The sequence below is a fragment of the Halarsenatibacter silvermanii genome, assembly GCF_900103135.1.
Lineage (GTDB): Bacteria > Bacillota > Halanaerobiia > Halanaerobiales > Halarsenatibacteraceae > Halarsenatibacter > Halarsenatibacter silvermanii.
Map to the genome: position 1 here is coordinate 1 of NZ_FNGO01000029.1, position 20,517 is coordinate 20,517.

At 47.5% G+C, this 20,517-nt stretch carries 20 protein-coding genes and 1 pseudogene; 2 read left to right on the top strand and 19 right to left on the bottom strand.

Going from position 1 to position 20,517, the window contains the following annotated elements:
* Window positions 1-325: 325 nt before the first annotated feature.
* From BLT15_RS11480 to BLT15_RS11490, 3 genes and pseudogenes are all read right to left on the bottom strand, one after another.
* Window positions 326-571 (bottom strand): annotated as a pseudogene (locus tag BLT15_RS11480) (sodium-dependent transporter); the annotation flags it as partial.
* Between the two features lie 123 nt (window positions 572-694).
* Window positions 695-1,738, bottom strand: coding sequence for a low-specificity L-threonine aldolase (gene ltaE / locus BLT15_RS11485; RefSeq protein ID WP_089761900.1), 1,044 nt, complete (start codon window positions 1,736-1,738; stop codon window positions 695-697).
* Window positions 1,739-1,865: 127 nt separating this feature from the next.
* Window positions 1,866-2,087, bottom strand: a complete 222-nt coding sequence (locus BLT15_RS11490; protein ID WP_089761902.1) for an FmdB family zinc ribbon protein — start codon at window positions 2,085-2,087, stop codon at window positions 1,866-1,868.
* Window positions 2,088-2,644: 557 nt separating this feature from the next.
* Between BLT15_RS11490 and BLT15_RS11495 the strand changes: the two genes are divergently transcribed.
* Window positions 2,645-3,298 (top strand): SOS response-associated peptidase, encoded by a 654-nt coding sequence (locus BLT15_RS11495; RefSeq protein WP_089761904.1) that lies wholly within the window; start codon window positions 2,645-2,647, stop codon window positions 3,296-3,298.
* On the opposite strand, the gene BLT15_RS11500 is transcribed toward BLT15_RS11495, so the two are convergent.
* From BLT15_RS11500 to BLT15_RS11535, 9 genes are all read right to left on the bottom strand, one after another.
* Window positions 3,285-3,665, bottom strand: coding sequence for a hypothetical protein (locus tag BLT15_RS11500; protein WP_089761906.1), 381 nt, complete (start codon window positions 3,663-3,665; stop codon window positions 3,285-3,287). The genes BLT15_RS11495 and BLT15_RS11500 overlap by 14 nt on opposite strands.
* A gap of 103 nt (window positions 3,666-3,768) precedes the next feature.
* On the bottom strand, window positions 3,769-3,936 hold the full coding sequence (locus tag BLT15_RS13320) for a hypothetical protein (RefSeq protein ID WP_159429934.1): 168 nt from the start codon (window positions 3,934-3,936) through the stop codon (window positions 3,769-3,771).
* A 4-nt stretch (window positions 3,937-3,940) separates the two neighbouring features.
* Window positions 3,941-4,642, bottom strand: a complete 702-nt coding sequence (ccsA, locus tag BLT15_RS11505) for a cytochrome c biogenesis protein CcsA (protein WP_200769764.1) — start codon at window positions 4,640-4,642, stop codon at window positions 3,941-3,943.
* A gap of 3 nt (window positions 4,643-4,645) precedes the next feature.
* Window positions 4,646-5,323: a heme exporter protein CcmB gene (locus BLT15_RS11510; protein ID WP_089761910.1), complete on the bottom strand. Its 678-nt coding sequence runs from the start codon at window positions 5,321-5,323 to the stop codon at window positions 4,646-4,648.
* 1 nt (window position 5,324) lies between these two features.
* Window positions 5,325-6,005, bottom strand: coding sequence for an ABC transporter ATP-binding protein (locus BLT15_RS11515; RefSeq protein ID WP_159429935.1), 681 nt, complete (start codon window positions 6,003-6,005; stop codon window positions 5,325-5,327).
* A 1-nt stretch (window position 6,006) separates the two neighbouring features.
* Window positions 6,007-6,423: a cytochrome c maturation protein CcmE domain-containing protein gene (locus BLT15_RS11520; RefSeq protein ID WP_089761914.1), complete on the bottom strand. Its 417-nt coding sequence runs from the start codon at window positions 6,421-6,423 to the stop codon at window positions 6,007-6,009.
* A 9-nt stretch (window positions 6,424-6,432) separates the two neighbouring features.
* Window positions 6,433-7,020, bottom strand: coding sequence for a nitroreductase family protein (locus BLT15_RS11525; RefSeq protein ID WP_089761916.1), 588 nt, complete (start codon window positions 7,018-7,020; stop codon window positions 6,433-6,435).
* 30 nt (window positions 7,021-7,050) lie between these two features.
* On the bottom strand, window positions 7,051-8,139 hold the full coding sequence (locus tag BLT15_RS11530; protein ID WP_089761919.1) for a hypothetical protein: 1,089 nt from the start codon (window positions 8,137-8,139) through the stop codon (window positions 7,051-7,053).
* A 99-nt stretch (window positions 8,140-8,238) separates the two neighbouring features.
* Window positions 8,239-10,122, bottom strand: coding sequence for a bifunctional metallophosphatase/5'-nucleotidase (locus tag BLT15_RS11535; protein WP_089761921.1), 1,884 nt, complete (start codon window positions 10,120-10,122; stop codon window positions 8,239-8,241).
* 205 nt (window positions 10,123-10,327) lie between these two features.
* Between BLT15_RS11535 and BLT15_RS11540 the strand changes: the two genes are divergently transcribed.
* A complete protein-coding gene (locus tag BLT15_RS11540) occupies window positions 10,328-11,068 on the top strand; it encodes a glutamine amidotransferase (RefSeq protein WP_089761923.1) in 741 nt (246 codons plus the stop codon).
* Between the two features lies 1 nt (window position 11,069).
* Here the strand turns inward: BLT15_RS11540 and BLT15_RS11545 are convergent, their stop codons facing one another.
* The 7 genes from BLT15_RS11545 to BLT15_RS11575 form a co-directional block, all read right to left on the bottom strand.
* The gene (locus BLT15_RS11545; RefSeq protein WP_089761926.1) at window positions 11,070-14,156 is read right to left on the bottom strand and encodes an efflux RND transporter permease subunit; all 3,087 of its coding nucleotides are present in this window, start codon (window positions 14,154-14,156) and stop codon (window positions 11,070-11,072) included.
* A complete protein-coding gene (locus BLT15_RS11550) occupies window positions 14,143-15,801 on the bottom strand; it encodes an efflux RND transporter periplasmic adaptor subunit (protein ID WP_089761928.1) in 1,659 nt (552 codons plus the stop codon). The genes BLT15_RS11545 and BLT15_RS11550 overlap by 14 nt, the downstream gene beginning before the upstream one ends.
* A gap of 5 nt (window positions 15,802-15,806) precedes the next feature.
* Window positions 15,807-17,267 carry a TolC family protein gene (locus BLT15_RS11555; RefSeq protein ID WP_089761931.1) on the bottom strand — a complete coding sequence of 487 codons (1,461 nt, stop codon included), beginning with the start codon at window positions 17,265-17,267 and terminating at the stop codon, window positions 15,807-15,809.
* Entirely contained in the window at window positions 17,248-17,832 is a 585-nt protein-coding gene (locus tag BLT15_RS11560; protein ID WP_159429937.1) for a TetR/AcrR family transcriptional regulator, read from the bottom strand. The genes BLT15_RS11555 and BLT15_RS11560 overlap by 20 nt, the downstream gene beginning before the upstream one ends.
* A gap of 283 nt (window positions 17,833-18,115) precedes the next feature.
* Window positions 18,116-18,658: a DICT sensory domain-containing protein gene (locus BLT15_RS11565; RefSeq protein ID WP_089761935.1), complete on the bottom strand. Its 543-nt coding sequence runs from the start codon at window positions 18,656-18,658 to the stop codon at window positions 18,116-18,118.
* A 134-nt stretch (window positions 18,659-18,792) separates the two neighbouring features.
* Entirely contained in the window at window positions 18,793-19,998 is a 1,206-nt protein-coding gene (locus BLT15_RS11570; RefSeq protein ID WP_089761954.1) for a metal-dependent hydrolase family protein, read from the bottom strand.
* 39 nt (window positions 19,999-20,037) lie between these two features.
* A complete protein-coding gene (locus tag BLT15_RS11575; RefSeq protein ID WP_089761937.1) occupies window positions 20,038-20,430 on the bottom strand; it encodes a hypothetical protein in 393 nt (130 codons plus the stop codon).
* Between the last annotated feature and the right edge of the window lie 87 nt (window positions 20,431-20,517).

Here is a 20,517-nt window from a genome sequence, read left to right on the forward strand (position 1 = left end):
TACTCTCACGGCCATTATCTTCACAGTACATTTCAGCAAAATCTTCATCATCAAATAAAGAAGACCCCAAACGATGTAAGGAGTGATAAAAACTATCTTTCGGTACTACGTCTTCACAGATGTAATCAGCATCATGAAAAGATTTCTGAGAAGACTTCTTGCCCATCATGAATTTTTGCCCCCATATATGTATTAAATTCAACCCTTTACTTAATTATATTATACCACATAGTTGCCTGCATTAACAGGGTTTATGGGAGTTATTATGATAAGAATTGTGACGATATTTGCCTGGAAATCATGGGGGGGTTTTTCAACACCCTCCTAGAGCTTTAAAAGCTCCCACCGGATTCCTCTGAGACTTGCGTCCGATGGTCATCTCGGTAACCATAACAGGATATCCTATGATAACAATAAATAAAAGATAGATCAGCAGAAAAGCAGCGCCTCCCTCTTCACCCGTTATGTAGGGGAAACGCCAGATGTTGCCAAGACCGACAGCAGAACCAGCAGCAGCCAGAATAAAGCCCAGGCGCGTCGTCCAGTGTTCTCTTTCCAAATCGTTGCGCATTTCTCAACTCCTCCTCCACTTCGTGATTTTATTGATTGAGACTGATGAGAATGGTAAATCTTTAATTAGATTATAATGCTTTAAACCTGTAAATGTCAAGCTTAGATAAAAAAGTTAAATTCATCAGCTTATCGTGCCTGCCAGCTGCTTTAAACCGGCGGCAAAATCCTCAATAGCCTGCTCATCCACATCCAGATGGGTAACCAGCCTAATCCTACTGGGGCCGATAGCGTTGGCCAGAAGCCCTATATTTTCCATCCGGCTGCGGAGAGCTTCAGCTCCAGCTTCTCCTTCATATTTCAATATAACAAAATTTGTATTCACCTCATCGACTTCAAGCTCGGGCCAGTCTATCCGGTCAATTTTTTCCGCGAGTTCAGAGGCCAGCCTATGATCTTCAGCCAGCCTGTCTACATTTTCGAGAGCTTTCAAGCCAGCAGCAGCCAGCACCCCGACCTGGCGCATGCCTCCGCCCAAAAGCTTTCTTTTTGCTATTGCTTTTTCTATAAATTCCTCTTCCCCGGCCAGCATAGAACCCACCGGCGCACCCAATCCTTTGGAAAGACAGCACATAACACTGTCAAAATATCCGGCCAGATCTGCTGGAGAACATTCTAAAGCCTGCACAGCATTGAAAAAACGGGCTCCATCCAGATGCAGAGGCAGATCTTTTTCGGAAGCGATACTGCTTATCTTCTCGATGATCTCCGGCTTAACCACCCTGCCTCCGGCCCGGTTATGGGTATTTTCCAGACAGATTAAACCTGTAGGCGGATAATGTATATCCTCACCTCTGATGGCCTTCTCGACATCATCCGGGTCAGGACAGCCGGATTCATCATCCAGTGTTCGGGTCTGCAGACCGCTCAACCTGGCCGCCCCTCCTGCTTCATAATAAAAGATATGAGACTTCTTTCCCAGAATTACTTCCTGGCCCGGCTCTGTATGCACTAAAATAGCAGTCTGATTGGCCATGGTGCCGCTGGGAAAATAAAGAGCAGCCTCTTTGCCCAGAATCTCGGCAACTTTTTCCTCCAGCTCCAGAACTGTGGGATCCTCGCGATAAACATCATCCCCAACTTCTGCTCCGGCCATAGCTTTTCTCATTTCCTCATCGGGCCGGGTGATAGTGTCGCTGCGCAGATCGATAACCTGATTTTCCGACATTTTAACTCCCCCTGTTTTTGTATATCCTATAAATTAAGCGTATCTATTTATGTACAGTTAAGATTAACAAAAATCATGTAAAAAAGCCGGACGGAGAGTCCGGCAATATAGTTGATCGGTCATCATATTATCCACAGCAGCTGCGATCGGGCGGACAGCTGGAAGAGGTGCAGTCCGATCCCGTACTGCTTCCGCCTCCCAGCACTCCCACGCTGTCAAAGATCTGAAAAACATCTTCGCTGCTGCAGTTCGAACAGCTCACTTCGAGTCCTGCCTCTTTTTCGGAAAGGGTGGCTTCCAGGGAAAATTTGTTTTCGCACTGTCTGCATTTGTAATTGTATGTGGGCATTTTACAAACCTCCAGCTGCCTGGTTTATTCGATACTCAATAATTTATGGATCTTCTTGTTATCAGTTGATAGATATAGTATTAGATCACTGTCATGACAATAATGGCTGGAATATATAAAGCAAAGTGATACTCGAAATTTTTCGAGATTCAGGTTAAGTCCATGGCCAAAAAATAGTGTCCCCGACTCAGGAGGTGCCGGGCTGAGCGGGAGCTCAGGGAAAAGCTCTCGCGAAGGAAGCGCAATTTTTTGGCCGAAAACTAAACTTATGCCGGGGAAAAATTTCATTGTGAACGCAGCTTTATATCTTACAGCACAACTAAATGAGGTTTTTACACACCTTTTAGCCAACTGAAGACAAGAAGATCCTAATTTATAGAATTCAATTCTGTAATCTATATTACATTTTTTATCAAAATGTGTCAAGCAAAGACGGTATAAATAACAAATAGAGACGTCTATTTGTATTCTGGTATCAGATATTGTAAAATTTCATTGCGGCCAGAACTCTGCAGGAATTTTTCCCGGAAATAAAATTTTATGAGGAGGCAATCTCAATGTGCGGCAGTTTCGCTCTGCCGGTCGAGCTGATCGAGATAGTGGATTACTTCAATTCAGCAGAAATAAGCTCAGGAGATATCAGGATAGAAGTTCAAAATTTCCAGTCCGACAGTTCTATCCGGCCCACCGATTCTGTGCCGGTGCTTAAAACCGAAAACGGGGAGCAAATTTTAGAGGAGCAGTCCTGGGGTTTCCAGCCAGATTTCAGCTCCCGCCCTCTCATCAATGCCCGGGCCGAAACCGTATGTGAAAAACCGACTTTCGCTGCAGCAGCCGACAGCAGGAGATGTCTTATTCCCGCTGCCGCCTTTTATGAATGGAAACAGCTGAAGCCCGGAAACAAAAAAACCAGGTTCACCATTTCTATTGCCGACAGAAAAATGTTCTCGCTGGCAGGCCTCTATTCACCCTATAGTTTAAACGATGAGAGAAAGAATTGTTTTGTGGTGATAACCCGGACCGCCCGGGGAGAGCTCAGGAAAATTCATGACAGAATGCCGGTAATTCTGGATAGCGAGGATGAAAAATCCTGGCTGAACCATTCGCTTTCCGATGAACAGATCAAAACACTCCTCACGAAGAATAGAAACCGGGATCTGGTAATAGACCCTTCCCCGGACAGTACAGAGGAGCAGCTCAGCCTCTTTTGACCGGAGAGGAGAGATTTTCGTAGTAATCTGCGGTCATTTCAGCAATATCCAGAGTAAGGGGTTTATGCTCGGAGGGGTTGATCATCACTGCATTATCGGTATCTCCACCTTCTGTGCAGGTTGATATGGTTATATAACCGTTGAAGATATCATTCTCCGGAATTTTTAAGGTGGATATGCTCGATCTGCCCTCCACTTCGTGATAATAGGTGCCGTAATCCCTGGCAAAATCTTTTAGTTTATGCATCGTCTGACAGCACCAGTTGTCATTGTCGAAACTGCCATCTTCATGAAAAGCGCATTTGATGTTATTTTTGCAGCGCTGTCTCTCTTCTACCGGTATAACTCTACAGGCCTTACAGGTCATTTTGTTATCTCCTCCTTTTGACTTTATGATTCAAGTCTACTCTCATTCTACCATATTAAACCTCCCGGGGGTTATTAACCGTTTTACACCGCTAACAACGGGCTCAATTATGAGCCCTGTCCTTCCTCTTCTGCTCGCTGTCCTCCTCCCTCAAGATTTCTCTGACCAATTTGACCTCCCTTTCCAGATCGCGCTGCTTTGACTTCAGCCCTCTCATATACAGCATCAATAGGGCCAGGAAAAGCATATAAGCCAGGGCCAGAAAATTCATAACTTCACCTCACATTATCTATCGAATTTTTAACCTCTCTCAATTTATTTTTGAGCCTCAGCTGACGAAATCTGAATAAAAACAGAGCCAGATAAAGAACCGTCAGGGTTAAAAGAGAATAGAGCATCACGTGAACCATGCGCGGAGTCAATCCTCCTCCCCCATCCATCTCAATCACCACCGGGTGGAGAGTCCGCCACCAGCGGATAGACATAAAAACCAGCGGTATATTGATGAAAGATATAAGTCCATAAATTGCTGTCAGCTTTCTTTTTTTATCCCGGGTGGCGGCGGTATTCAAAAAAAGGTATCCCAGATAAACAAACCACATTATCAAAGTGGTGGTAAGCCGCGGATCCCAGGTCCACCAGGTATTCCAGGCCGCCCTGCCCCAGAGCATCCCCGACCCTATGACAAAAGTGGTGAATAAAACCCCTATCTCAGCCGAAGCCAGGGACATTTGATGCCAGATCACCTTTTCTTTCAGGATATAGACAAGGCTGGCAGTAAAAACCACAAAAAATGCAAAAAAGCCCACCCAGGCTGAAGCTACATGGAAATAAAATATACGCTGAACATCTCCCATGACCCTTTCGGTCGGGGCGTAAACAAAGATAAAAAGCGGCGATAATATGAGAAGGACCGTACTCAGATAAAAAAAGATTCTGCTGGCTTTTGCAGCCAGCTCGGACTTTTCCCGGCCGATATATTACACCTCCAGCAAATATGGTGAAAGCCACACTGCAGCTGTAAAGTAAACGAGATCGTAAGTCAGCATCAAAAGCAGCCAGAAGGTAAAACTTTGATTCCAGGTACCCCCAAGAGCCAGCGAAATCGATTCTACTGTCCCCAGCAGCAGCGGGATCAAAAGGGGAAGAAGCAAAACCGGCAGCAGCAAATTTCCCAGCCGGGTATAGCTTACCAGGAAGGCCAAAATGCTGCCGGTAACCGCCAGACCGGCCTGAAAGATCAAAATAACCAGCGCCAGCTGCAGAATACCAGCCGGAGGAATATGAAGATCAAAAAGGAGCAGAAACACCGGTGTGATGAAGATCGAGATCAGGATGAAGAAAAGATAGTTGGCTGTGATACGGGAGATCATCACCGCCTCACGCGAGCTCCCGGCCAGCATGATCAACTCCAGACACCCGTTTTCTCTCTCCCGGGCAATAGCTCTATTCAAAATCAGTAGAATGGCAAAAAGATGGCTGAAAGTATAAACCCCGGGAAAGTAATCGGTTTCATCCAGCCCGGCTGTGAAAACCATGCTGAATAAAATCCCGGCCAGCAGGGCAAAAAACAGCATCGAACCGACGAGCTGACCGGTATTGAGCTCCAGTCTAATTTCGCGGTAGAGAAGCGTGCGTATGGTGCTGAAAAAACCCATGCTAAACTTTCTCCCGACGGGCACCGGGGAATTTTTTCTTCAAACTGTCCACCTCCGAAGAATCGCCTCCGGCCACAGCTTTTCCTTTTTTCAGCAAAAGCCATCTATCACCGTGTTCCAGACCCCAGTCAAGATCATGAGTGGTAAAAAGCACAGGACAGGAGGAGAGTTCACTCCAGAGCTCGACGAGCACTTTGATCGAACTCACATCCAGACCGGTGTAGGGCTCGTCCAGAATGAGCAGCTGAGGAGAGATAAAAAAACAGCGGCAAAGTGCCAGGCGCTGCTTCATCCCCCGCGATAATTCTTCCACCCTGCTGTCAGCATAGATCATGAGATCAAACCTGCTCAGCCAGCTCTCGATCTCGCTTTCCTTCAGGCTGCATCCGTATAAGCGGGCAAAAAAATTGAGGTTTTGACGCAGGGTCAGATCCTCGTACAGCTGAACTTCATGACCGAGAAATCCTATTCTGGGCCTGTTTTTTAATATATCTTTATTCTGCCAGATTACAGAACCGCGGTCGGGCTCTAAAAGTCCGGCGGCCATCTTCAAAAGTGTGGTCTTTCCGGCCCCGTTCGGCCCCAGAACTGCCAGCTTCTCTCCGGCTGAAAGCGATAAACTCACATCATCGATTATATCCCTGCCGGCTAAAGACAGCGTCACCCCGTCCATTTCCAGCATTTTATTGATTTCTCTCCTCTTCCAGTTCCTCTTCATATTGGGAAGGACATTGAAACATAATGGTATCTGCCTGAAATTTATCCCCGTCGTAAGTACCCTCGATAACTACCTGCGGCTGTTCATATATCTCATCTGGCTTTGTGCCGCTGTAATTAACGGGGAGCTGCTCGTCTCCACCGGGGTCTTCCAGCCGGAAAAAGAGCTCGCTGCCATCCTCGTCATAATCCAGGCTGTCCTCGACCACCCAGCCGGCTACACGCACCTGATCCTGGCCTGTTTGAGATTGCCTGACTTCGTTTACTGTTTGATAATAAGCCCCTCCCTCATCATAGGTGCGGGAGATCATAAAGGCCAGCCCGACCAGTATAATCAGGGTTGTTCCTATAATTATCCGGCGCGGACCTGAGTCACCAGCCATCGATTTGAATCACTCCTCATCTGAGTCCTCTCCTATCCAGGTGGTCAGTGACTCAACGTCCTCGCGCTCGGTCTTCTCGGCATCCTCGGCGGAATGGCCCAGCGCTACCGCGGCTACGAGCTCATCGTCCACTTCCAGCCATTCAGCGATTTCGTCTTCAGCCACAAAGACATCACAGATCCAGAGACTGCCCAGCCCCATATCGGTGGCAGCCAGCAGCATATTCTCTATGGCAGCCCCCACCGACTGAGTATCGACAGAATGCTGATACTCATCGAGTGTCTGGCGATCTTTATCCGAATAGGGGTTAAAAATTAAAATCAGTACCGGCGCCTGGCGCAGAGTTCTGATAGTCGAGAGACTTGTCCCGACTTCCTCACCTTCTTTTTTCAAAGACCGGGCTTTGTTATGTACTATATCGATTATATCCTGCTTGGGATCGTTCTGCAGCACTACAAAGTTCCAGGGCTGCCTGTTCTTACCAGAAGGAGCTTCAATCCCCATTTTCAAAATCCGTTTTATCTTCTCATCTTCCACAGGTTCGTCCTTGTATTTGCGGATGCTCGACCGATCCTTTATTGCGCTGATTGTATCCATAATTTTATACCTCCAGTGATCATGTTATTTTTAACCGATTACAAACCAGAGAATAAAAAGCATGAGAGTGAGCACATTTAGAAAGAGCATGCGGCTGCGATTTACTTCCTCTTCCAGCATGGAATAGAGCTCTGTTACCTTTTCGAGCCTTTTTTCCATCACCTCCCGCCAGCGATCGATTTCAAAAACTCTACAGGCCTGAGAATAAATTCTGGCCAGATACCAGCTGCCGAAATATTTTTCGTGATTGTCGAGAATTTCGGTGACTTTTTCCAGTTCGACTTTCAACCGGGTAATCTCGGTTATTTTATTGCGCAGACCCGGAACATGCAGGAGAAGTCTGAACTTCAAAAATCTATCTATATCATCCATGTAATCGGAGAGATAATTGTTAATGTAATCATCGTAAAGTTTGAGTTTGAGAAATTGAATATTCGCCAGCTCGAGGATCAGCAGAACATCTGAGAATCTGTCATCATCGTTGAGCAAGACCGAACCATTCCAGTGAATCACGCTGCAGTCCTGCCGATAAAAGCTGATACTGTCAGATATCGTCGCTTCTATCTGCTCCCGGCTGAAATTCCGGCGTCGGTACTGACGGTTCAAAAGTGCAGTTATCTCCCTTTGTTTATTCTCTATTAGCTTTTCTGCCTCATTATTAAAACCACTGACGCAAAAAACCGGATAAACTTCGCTCATCCCCCGTCTATAAAACTCTTCTCGGGATATATCAAAACTGAATTCATCGGCCAGCCGGCGATAAATATCACGACAGTGATCTCTGACTTCCTCTTTGAGGGAATGATTTTCGGACAGATATTCGTTGAGTTCCTTTAAATTATCAACGCCGGGATCTATCGTAATCCTTAAGCTCAAATCCCCCGTTTTATATATTTTGCCGGTTACGGGGTGACTGTCCTCCCCTCTGGCAAACCCGGAAGCCGGGCGAAAAATAACCGGCTGCGGATAGCGAACATAATCCGGGGTGCCCTTATCCTCTTCCAATATAAATTCATCAGAACTGCGCTGGGAAAAATTTTCCAGAGCAGCATCGATCTCTTCGTAGGTCAGCTCTCCTCCCAGTTCATAAAAAACAAAAAGCTCTATTTTAACATCCATCAGTCAGGTATTATCCCCTTAAAAATAAAAAGACCTTCTCGAACAGGTTATCTGAGTTATTCCTTTGTTTTTGATCATCAAAGATCATGTAATCCAGGATCATAAAATATGCAGGACCAGAATAATCACGATCAAAAGCGTCAAAAAAACCGAAAGAGCGCTGAAAGCAGGTGTGGCCAGAAGCGATAGTTCTCTTATGTTCTCCGCCCGACCGCTTTCATCTTTATAAACTGGATCGAGGCTGCCCCTCTGCTGTCGAGAATAATTGAAAACAGCCTCCCAGATTTTCATCTCTTCACCGGCTTTATTCTCGACTACGGCCCGGCTGAGATCCTGATATGGTTCTCCGCCTTCATCTTTGAGCTCAATTTCGAGAAAAGGAATCTTCTCGCAGACATAGGGAATAAAGCTGGCCAGATAATAATCAAGGGCCACAAGATATTCTGTATCATCATCTGCAGCTATATCCTGAAATTGATCGCTGTTTTGCACGGTGGGTCTGGTCTGCACACCGCCGCCGGTATACTTTTGTATCGACTTAACCGCTCTTCCGGTGGGGAGTGGTTTGTTCAAAACCGGTATATTGCCCAGGATAGCTTTTCTGCGATCATAAGTAAATCTCAATCCGGAAACCTGAAGATAAAAAGGACTGCCCATATACTGACTGATCAGAATTGACAGCTCCAGCACTCTCCGAATCTCTTTTCCGGTCAAATAACCTGCCAGCAGGGGATAACCAGGCCTTTCATTCCAGCCGCTGCCCATGCCCCCTATAGACGCGAGCTGATAATAGGTGACTCCCTCTTTTCCATCATCTACCTCTTCGGGATAAAGCCCCTGTCTTATGAGGCCGCTGGCCTGAAAAGCAAAATCTACTTCTTTTTCGAGCATTTCGGCGGCGGAAAATCTCAGGGCATCGGTGAAGAAATTGCCGCAGGGAGTTTCCGCTAAATCGGGCAGATGTGGCACGCTGAAGTTGGCTGCAAAGGCACTCCAGTTGAGATCAAGGCGCCGGTGATAAATCCGTGACACATATTCGCTGAGCCTATCGGTGTAATGGCTCACTTTTTCAGCCATTGCAGGGTCGGGATCGACCTCCTCATCAACAGCCAGCAGGTTTTTTTCACCATCGCGGAGCACAACTTCTTCCGCTGCCGGTCTGTAACAAAGCCGCAGGACGCCGAGGTTTTCGAAGCGGCAGCCGGTCTGAACGATTATGGTATCCTCAGTTTTTACAGGACCCGTCAGAATGGTATGAGAATGGCCCCCGATAATAATATCTATATCGTCGACATGTTTTACAAGTTCTTGGTCTTCTTTAAGACCGGCATGAGATAGAGCTATTATTACGTCGGCTTCTCTCTGTTTTAACTCCCGTACCGCCGCTTCTGCCGTCACCAGGGGATGTTCAAACTCGAGATTCTCTCTGTTCTTGATCAAATCTATAGCCTGATCTCCTAAAATACCAAAAAAACCGACTCTGAAGTCATCCTCCAGTCCCTGCACGGAAAAATCAGATATCCCCCGCCGGGAGAGCGGGCCGTCTTCAGGGATATCAGTATTAGAGGCTATAATATCAAGTTCTGTATCGGAGGCGGGAAAACCTGCAGAATCCAGATATTCATCGAGATGTCCCGGACCGTAATCGAGATCGTGGTTGCCCAGAGTCAGGACATCGTAACCCAGATCCTTCATCAAATCGAGCTCGGGCGACTCCCCGGAAAAAGAAAGCCAGGAAAAAGGGTCTCCCGATAAAAAATCACCGGCTGAAACCAGAAGTTTTTTCTCCCCGGGATTTTCTTCCCGAATCTTTTTCACCAGAGATGCCAGACGGGCAAATCCTCCTATCTTGACCGCAGATTCCGGACTGAGCGATTCATCAGAAGGTCGGTGGGGCAGAAACGATGAATGCTCATCATTGGTATGCATTATGGTAAAATTGATGGGTTTTTGTCGGTCTTTCTCTTCAGAGAAAATATCCAAGCTGCCCGGCCTCCCACGGAAAAAAAATATTGTAACCACAAAAATTAATCTGCAGATCAGAGAGGGGAGTAAAAATAAGAATTATTGCTGCACTATCAACTTGAGACAGATGCTCTTTTATAATATTATAACATATGATTGCATCAATTCAATTCAGAGCATTATATCTGCAGCAAATAATATTCTATAATGGGGTGAAAATCTTATGCAGAAATTGATGATCACAAAAACTGGCGACACTAAAGCCAGCGTAAAACAAGAATTTGGCGATTTTGAGGAGATGTTTATCGACAAAATAGAACTTCCCCGACACAGGTTTATGGTCATCAAACCGTATGACGGGGAAGATCTTCCTGATGTAAAAAATTTTGCCGAAGCTGAAATAGCCGGTTTGATAATAACTGGATCACATGCAATGGTTACCGACAAAAAAAACTGGATCAACCGACTTATATCCTGGACAGAGGATCTGCTGGAGAATACTGCCATCCCTGTATTGGGGGTCTGTTTTGGGCATCAGCTCCTGGCCGCAGCAGCCGGCGGAAATGTTGATTATCACAGCCAGGGGCGGGAAATCGGTACGGTACCTATCAGGCTGACTGAAGCTGCCGGTGATGATCCTCTTCTGGCAGATCTACCGGCTGAATTTAAATCTCAGGCCTCACATGCTCAGACCGTCACCGGTCTACCTCCCGAAGCTGTTGTTCTGGCTGAAAACGAATACGAAAATTATCATGCCTTCAGATTGGGCGAAAAGAGAATCTGGGGCCTGCAGTTTCACCCGGAATTCACCGCCGGAATTATGAAAAAATATATCGAACTCATAAAAGATGAAATCAGGCAAAACGGGCGAGATCCCGAAAAAATCATGGAAGGCGTCCGCAAAAATCCTTGCGGAGCTGAGCTTCTCAATCGCTTCACCCGCATTGCCTTCAATCAGGACTGATTTAGTTCCAGATCAGACCTTTGATCTTATCATCGGCGCCATCGATCAGGGAATAAACCACCGGCAAAAAGACAAGCGTCAGAAAAGTTGCTGTAAACAGCCCGCCGATAACAACAACACCCATGGGAGCCTGAGCTTCTGCTCCTTCACCGATGCCCAGCGCCAGCGGGGTCAGAGCCAGCATGGTAGTCAACGCTGTCATCATTATCGGTCTGAGCCTGATTTTGCCGGCGTTGACCAGCGCCTCACGACGGGTCTGCCCCCGGCTGCGCAGGATATTAACATAATCAACCAGCACGATCGCATTATTGACCACAATGCCTATGAGCATTATCATTCCGATTATGGAAACTATGCTGATAGAATGACCGGTCAAAAACAGTCCGGCCAGCACCCCGATTATGGCCATCGGCACGGTAAACATGATGGTAAAAGGATGCAGCAGCGATTCAAACTGAGCCGCCATAATCATGTATATCAGCACTATGGCCAGAATCATGGCATAGCCGAGATCTCCAAACGCCTCAGCCATATCTTCAGCCTCACCGGTGATCTCCACCCGATAGTCCTCGGGTATATTGACTCCATCCAGCTCAGCCTCGATATCCTCGATCACGCCGCCAAGATCGCGTTCATGGAGATCTGCGGTAACTGTGGCGGTCCTCTCCCGATTCTCCCTATCTATGCTCACCGGACCTTCTGTCTGATATATATTGGCCAGTTCCCGCAGCTCCACCATCCCGGCGTTTTCCGAAGCCACCCGGAGACTTCTCAATTCATTAAGACTTTCCCGGCCGCCCTCTGCCAGGCGCACATTGACATCGTGTTCGTCATCATCGACGCGATACATGGTGGCAACATCACCATCGACACCGGTGTTAACTGTCTGCGCTATCAGGGAAGCAGGTACGCCCAGATCGGCACTGCGATTTCTGTCTACATCGACTGCAACTTCCGGGCTCCCTTCATCCATGCTGGTATTGACGTCAACGGCTCCCTCGACATCTTCAACCACCAGAGCCAGCTCATCTGTTATTTCTTCCAGCAGCTCCAGGTCGGAGCCGTACACTGTCAGTTCAACAGGAGCACCTTCGCCGGGGCCGCCGCCTCCAGCTCCTCCCTCGACTTCTGTTACAGAAATATCGGCTCTGGGGATATCTTCGGTAAAACTTCTAATTTCCGCTGCTATCTCAGAAGTTTCCCGTTCTCTCTGCGCCTGCCCCACCAGGCTAACATCTATCGAAGCTTCATGGGAAGCACCGCCGCCTCCGAATATGAGCGCCTGTCCGGCTCCCATACCTATCCCGGAAAAGACGATATCCACCTCTTCTATTTCCTCGCAGATATAATCCTCTACATCTAGAGCCACACTGCGGGTTTCGGATAGAACTGTGCCCTGGGGCAGCTCGATGTCGACTCTTATTTCCCCTTCATCCATATCAGGCATAAACTCTGCTCCGATACGGGGGAACAAAAGCAGGCTGGCCGCGAAGAGCACAGCCACCGCTCCCACCACTACAAAGCGATAATCGAGAGCCAGATTTATAAAACGGCCGTATATATTTTTAACCCGACCGCCGACTCTGTCAAATTTTTCAAGATGCCTTTTGCCGCCTGAAGTGGCTCCATTCATAAGCCGGGAGGCCATCATAGGAATCAAAGTCAGGGCCACCAGCAGAGAAGCAAACAGGGAAAAAGCCACGGTCATAGATAATTCAGTGAATAACTCTGAAGCGATCCCCTCGATGAAAACAACGGGCAGAAATACCGAAGCTGTCGTAAGGGTGGAGGCGGTGATGGCTGAGGCCACCTCTCCGCTGCCTCTGGTGGCTGCCAGACGGGATTCAACATTGTTCTGTCTCATCCTGTAAATATTTTCAATTACAACTATGGCATTATCCACCAGCATCCCGATACCGAGCGCCAGACCGCCCAGTGACATCAGGTTGAAGGTGAGATCGCCAAAGTACATCAGCACAAAGGTGGCCACGATGGAAATAGGCATGGCCAATCCGACTATCAGGGTCGTTTTGATACTGCGCATAAAAATATAGAGTACTATGACAGCCATTAACCCGCCGATAAAAGCGTCCCGGGCCAGATTATTGATGGCGTCGACGATAAATTCAGATTCGTCATATATATTCTGCAGGCTCATGTCATCGGCGAGCAAATTTTCCTCTATATCGGCTATTTCCTCCTGCAGACGCCGGGCGGCCAGCACGGTATTGGCTCCGCTCTCACTCTGGATGGAAAGCCCGATACCTTCCACCCCATCAACCCGGGCATACTGTTCTGTCTCCGATTCGCCGTCGATCACCTCTGCTACCTGAGAAAGCTGAAGGCCCATATCATTGAGATGCAGATCCCTGATCTCATCCACGCTATCAAACTCTCCATCGGTTTCGGTCAGCATCTCTTTGCGTCCTATTTCTATATCTCCACCGGAACGCTTTACATTTTCCGACTGCAATTTCTCAGTTAGATCGGTCAGCGTCAACCCGTATCCGTGCAGAGAATCCTGATCGACATCAACATGAACCTCTCTATCGAGCCCGCCGGTTACATCCACGCTGGCAATACCCGGCAATCTTTCCAGCCGGGGCTCGAGATTATCCTCCGCCCAGTTGGTCAGCTCCAGTGTATCTCTTTCTCCGGTGAAACCGTAGGTAGCGATGGGCAGCTGCTGGGGATCGAAAGTGAAAATCATCGGATCTTCGGCATCATCCGGCAGTACTCCCCGAATCATGTCGATCTGTTCTCTAACATCCAGCTGAGCAAAATCCAGATCGGTGCCAAATTCAAATTGATTTATCACAAAAGACTGGCCCGGATTGGAAGTAGAATTGACATCTTCTATACCGTCGACCGAACTGGTCGCATCTTCTATCGGCCTGGTAACAAGATTTTCTACTTCTTCCGGTGTGGCTCCTTCGTATTCAGTCATAACGGCCACCACGGGAAACTCTATATCGGGATATAGGTCCAGCCCCAGTTCTCTGACACCGATAAAACCCAAAAACATAATTATGAGGATGACCATGATTGTAAAGATGGGACGGTCAACGGCGAGTTTAGATAGTTTCACTCTCTACCACCTCTACCTTCTGGCCGTCCTCGATACGCCCCTGATCATGAAGTATCAGCCGATCTCCTTCTTCCAGACCCGATTTTATCTCCACTATATCTTTTGTTTCCAGCCCTGTCTCTACCGTCTGATATCTGGCTCTATTTTCATCGTCGATAACATACACGGCTTTGTAGGAGCTGTCTGCTCGATCTGCCTCATGCTCTTCCGGTTCAAAGGTGGCATCCTGAGAGATGAGCAGTGTATCCTGCGATTCATCCACTATTAATTCGATACTGCCGCGCATACCCGACTTTATCTGTTCATCAGGGTTGGGCACCCGCAGCTCGACCGGAAAGCCGCCCTGTTCAGAAGCTAGGGGGGAGATCGTATTTACTCTCCCGGTAAACTCCTCTTCAGCAGCTCCATAAATGGTGACAGGAGCTTCATCGCCTTCTTCAATCTGATTTACATACGGCTCATTTATATTGGCCACCGCTTCCATCACTTCCAGATTGACCATGTAAAATAATGGCGCTTCGGGGCTGGCAGTTTCACCTTCCTCTATTTCAACCTGAGCGATCGTACCGTCAGCCGGGGCTTCTATTTTAACATCATCATAAACAGTGCTGGCCAGCTCCACTCCCGCTCCGGCTTCCTCAACCCGGGCGCGGGCGGCATCAATTTCCTCCTGAGTCGGACCTCTTTCCGCTTCGGCCAGAGCCGCTTCAGCAGCTTCCAGCGAAGCCTCAGCCGCTTCGTATTGAGTGCGGGCCTGGGAAACCATCTGTTCCTCTTCGGCCCGAAAGTCATAAAGATCTATGGTCATATTTTTTAAAGTTTCAGTTCCTTTCAAAGCTGACTCTGACTGACGCATTCCGGCTTCAGCCGCTTCTAACTGCGATTGAGCCTGCTCTTTGCCCCTCAAAGCCTCCTCATATTCGCGCTCACTGATCGCCCCATCCTCGTACAGGCTGGACATCCGTTCATAATTATCTTCTGCGTCTTCATAGGATAGTTCGGCCTGACGAAGTTCCTTTTCGGCGATCTCCAGCTGCCTTTCGGCCTGTTCATACTCCGTTTCGATCTCTTCAATTTCCATATCATCAGGGGTTCTTTCCTCAAAGATCTCCTCAGAATAACCTACATCGCGGCGGGCTCCTTCTACCGAGGCCTGAGCTTCCTGCATACTGGCTCTTACCTGCTCCAGCTCTTCCTCCGGCGTTCCTGTTTCCAGTCTTCTCAATTCAGCTTCGGCGGCTGCCAATCCCGCCTGGGCCTGCTCCAGTTCCGCGCGATAGCGTTCATCATCTATCTCGGCCAGAACCTCACCTTTTTCCACCCTGTCGCCCACATCAAAATTTACGTGTTCTACTTCGCCATCGAGGCGGGGATGAATGGAATATTCTTTGCTGGCTTCCAGCGTTATATTAAAGTCATTGCTGATCTCGATGTCGTCGATAACCGCCTCAAAACAGATCACTCTGGTGGCCAATTCTTCCTCTTCCTCGGCAGCCATCTCCTCCCGGGAATTGGGTTCCTCTTCTCCATTCTCCCCTCCCAGGAGACGATCGCCGACCAGGAGATACCCTGAAGCCAAAACGGTCAGAATCACCGCTGCGATGACTGCTTTTTTGAAAAAACCTGACTTTGTCAATAAGAGCATGATCCTTAATTAACCTCCTCAAATAATTTATCGACATGGCCCAGCACCCGATAAACGTCTGAAATGGCTTCTATACGGCTGTATTCGGCCTGTTTTCGGGCCAGACGGGCCTGACTTTCTTCAGCCCGGGCGTCCAGAACATCGGTGCTGGTGCCCACACCTTCGGCATAACGGAGTTCGGCCAGTTCTACCCGCTTTTCAGCTTCTTCCCGCATATCAAAGGCTAAATCCTCCTGCGAAAGTGCATCGGATAGAGCATTAAAGGCCCTTTCATACTCCACCTCGAGCTGCGAGCGCATATCCTCCCGGGCATGTTCTAACTGTCGGGACTCCGCTTCGGCCTGCTCTATCTCAGCTCTCGTCTGACCGCCGTCAAATACATCAAGTCCCACGCTGACAGCCACTGACCAGGAGCTCTCGTCAAAACCAAAATCGTCATCCTCTAAGGAATAACTGCCCGAGAGAGCGATATCAGGATAGCGTTCTGCTTCTGCAGCTTCTGTGTCAGCCTGCGAGGCCTCCAGCTGATGGGAAAGTTCCTCCAGCTGAGGATTGTCAGCCAGATCAATTCTTTCTTCCTTTTCGCTCAACTTCAATGCTTCATCCTCCATGCCCTCCAGGCTGTCCTGCGGCTCATCAGCAGGAGAGATCTGCGCGGTTTCGGGCAGTCCCAGCACACTGCGGAACTGATTGCGGGCCAGCTTAAGATCGCTTTCCGCTTCGACCAGTTCCTGTTCTATCTCGGAAAGCGCCACCCTGGCTTCGTAAAGATCGAGCTCGGTGACCATACCAGCCTCGAGATTGGCTTCTACCACTTCTTTATGAGATTTGACCGCCTCCCGATGATCCTTCTGCACTCCGACCATCTCCTCGGCCAGAATAACGTTATGATAGGCGGTGATTACATCATGGATCAGATCCTGCCTCTCGTCGGTGAAACCTGCCTCTCCCGCCCTGAGGGCAGCTTCCGCCGATTCTATCCCGCTGCTGATGCGTCCGAAGGTATATATAGGCTGCTGCAGACTGATCTCGGTGGAGTGCATGCTGTCCTGACCATCGTCCATTCCCTCGAACATATTAGCTATTGTCGGCACATCCTGGTCTTCAATAGATTCAAGCTGCCCCAATTGTTCTTCATCTAAATCAGCGTCCATCACACCGGTCTCATCAAAGCGTGAATAGCTGGTCGAAAAATCTATATCGGGATAGCGGGCCGATTCGGCTATATCGACCATCGGCTCCTGCGATCTCAATTCCTCGCGGGCCGACATAAGACCCCAGTTCTGCTCCAGGGCAAGTTCGATGCTCTCAGCCAGAGTTATGCTTTCTCCGGCAGGAGTCTCTGTCTCAGCCCCCTGCGCAGATAGAGAAAATCCCAGCAGCAGTATTCCGGCAATTAAAAAAACAGCTGAATACTTAATGATATTAAAATAATGAAAACAATTTTTATCTGACACCGCTGACATCTTCTATCTTCACCCCCTCCAGATAAAGCTCCAGAATAAAATTAACCATCTGATCACTTTCGACAAAATCTCTTTTTACCATAGGCGGCGTCAAAGAACGCGTAAGTCCCAGAAGAGAATGGGAGAGCATTTCGATATTTTTATTCTTCAAAAAACCCGCTTCGACACCCTCTGAAATTATCTTTTTGATCGCATCATTGAAATTTGTATGCCATTCCATGGCTTTTTTCTTGAGATCGGTACCTGAACTGACCAAAAAAGTAAAAGCGAGGTCACCATTTTCTTTATAGAAAATAACCAGCGCTTTTACCAGCCTTTCCAGCTTCTCTTCAAATTCAATTTCCAGACTGCTTATTCCTGTTATTTTATCATAAAGTTCCCCGACAACTTTATTCAACATCGTTTCAAAAAGTTCCAGTTTATTCTCAAAATAATGATAGAGAGTTCCTTTGCTGGTATTCGAAACCTCCACTATGTCTTTCATGGTGGTGGCATGATATCCCTGTCGGGAAAACAATTCCTGTGTCGCCTCCAGTATTTCCGCTTTGGTCCTTTCAATTTCCATTTTCTCCTCCTCTCGCATCCAGAACGCATTCTCCAAATATTACCATGAACAGTCTACCGACTGGTCAGTCTAGACTATCCAGTATTTTATCACAGCAGCATTGTTTTTGCAAGCTCTGAAAGTTTTAAAACATATCATTCCAACTTTTTCTCCAAAAAATAAAACCCCCGCGGCGGGGGGCAACATATACAGTGCTTCCAAAATATTCATAGAAAATTTTTCCTCGCGAAAGCTTTTTTAATTAAACCGGCGCTCAGCCCGGCAATTCCAAATTAAACCTGCCTCAGGCCAGATCTTCTATTACCTCATCGAGTAGATCTGAAGCCTCATCTATATGATCGGGATGACTTGTTTTGGCACCGCGGAAATTTCTGTCCTCTTTTAAGTCTTCAACACCAAAACCATCCTGATCGTAGGCAACCATCATATTGGAACCGATATTTTTATCTATCACCAAAAACCATTCCCTGACAAGAGGGTGTTTTTCAGGCAGATAAACGAATTCTATGTTTTCATGTCCGGGAAGATCATCATCTTTTTCTCCAAAAAGATAAATTTGTTCGACGTTATCGGCAATATCCAGATAACGATCCCAGATAGCCCGCGCCCGAGAAACCTTCTGGAAGCCGGCATAAACCACTGCATCGCTGGGCTCTTTCAGCAGAACTTTTTCCATAATATAACACATATCTTCAAGATTGGAGACCCTGCTCTCAAACTTAAGGGACATGCTGTTTAGTTTATCCTCGTCAGCTTCACCGCCCAGATCTTCGACTTCGCCATCCACAGCCCCAAATATGCTTTCATAGATCGAAACCTCAGACATTTTAAACCCCTCCAGATTCTATTGGAATTTATTTGCTGCCAAAAATGAATTTATTCGTTCTCGGGGCAGTTTAATTATAATATATTTTAAGGCAGAAATTCAAGAAGGTTAAAACTCAAAGGCTGCTTCAACACTCAAACCGTCCCGGGAATTATTTCGCTGCCCTGCAGATAAATTCGTTCCAGAGTTTCTATATTTTCAATATCCTCCAGAGGATTCTTTTCCAGCACAAGCAGATCAGCCTGACAGCCCGGCTCAATACTTCCCGTCTCCGCTGAAATACCCAGAAGTTCCGCCCCCCTGCTCGTGGCAGCAGTTAAAGCCTCTTGAGGAGTCATCCCATTTTCCACCATCAATTTTAATTCTTTGGTGTTTTTACCGTGTTCGTTAAAAGGAGTGCCAGCATCGGTTCCCAGCGCTATTTTGACTCCGGCCTGATAAGCCGCCTGAAAGCTCTGCTGATGATCTTCGATTATGTCATCGCTCTTTTTAACAGCGTATTCTGGGATCCCGGCTTCAGATCCCTTTTCTGAAATCCAGTGAGGGGCAGCCAGAGTGGGGACCAGAAAAACTTCATTTTCCTTCATGAGCTTTATACTTTTTTCATCGAGAAAAATGCCGTGTTCAATAGAATCAATACCGGCTCTCAGAGCGTTTTTAATACCTTCAGTTCCCTGGGCATGAGCTGCTGTTTTTCTATCCGCTTTATGAGCTTCTTCGATAGCAGCCCTCATTTCATCCTCGGTCATTTGAGGCGCCCCGGGCTGGACGCCCTCGGTCATTACACCGCCGGTGGCCATTATCTTTATCTGATCTGCTCCCTCTTTTATCTGCTTTCTGGCTCCCCGGCGTGCCTGAGCCGGACCATCGACCTCTTCCGCAGTGGGCCAGCCGTGGCCTCCTGTCATGGCCAGATTTTTTCCGGAAGCGAGAATCCGCGGGCCGACTATATTTCCCTCAGCCACAGCATCTCGCAGATCAAGATCGACATAATCTTTCCCGCTCATATCACGGACTGTGGTCACACCAGCTTTGAGAGTTTTTCGCGCGTGCTCAACGGCTCTAATTGCTGTCCTCCCGGGAGATTCCTCCAGAAGAATTTCAAATGGATCTGCCACAGGTTTGAGGCAAAGATGAACGTGTGCATCTATAAGGCCAGGCATTATGATCTTTCCGCTGTGATCTATAACTTCCGTACCATCAGGAATCTCCAGCTCCTGCTGTCGACCGCATTTTACTATTTCTCCCTCTTTGCTTATGAGTACAGCAGCGTCTTCCAGCGGTTTTAGATCGGAACCTGTGAGAATGAGCGAACTTTTAAGCAGCTGCAATATTTTCACCTCTATTATTTGCATTTTTATTTTTTTTGAACGGTAAATTTACATCTCATCTTTTTCTTCATCGCTATAAATCAGCTCAAATCTTCTGATTTCTTCCCGATTGCTGCTGCATTCCGGACAGTAATCTGTGGTTTCTTTATCAGGATTATTAATGACCGGCTTGTGCTTTTGATATTCATCAGAATATTTCTGATAGGGTTTTCTGATCTCAGTCGAAGTAAACACATCCACCCTGTGTCCAAACTCATCCTGAGCAAAAAAAATCCCGCAGTTCAGGCACCTGTAGCCGAGAAATTTCTGGTTGTAATGATTGAGATTTACCCCGGCCGGCGAATCCGCATCCCCGCCGGAAATGCCGGTTTTTCTCAATAAAAAACCTATGATCTTTCCCGGCCAGCGCAGTCCGACTGCGATCCACCTCTTTATCTTCACTGGTTTTGCAGACCTCCTGAAAAATCAAAAATACGCAAAAATACGTTAGAACAGCAAAATTCCCGCGCCACAACCAATTTGCAGCGA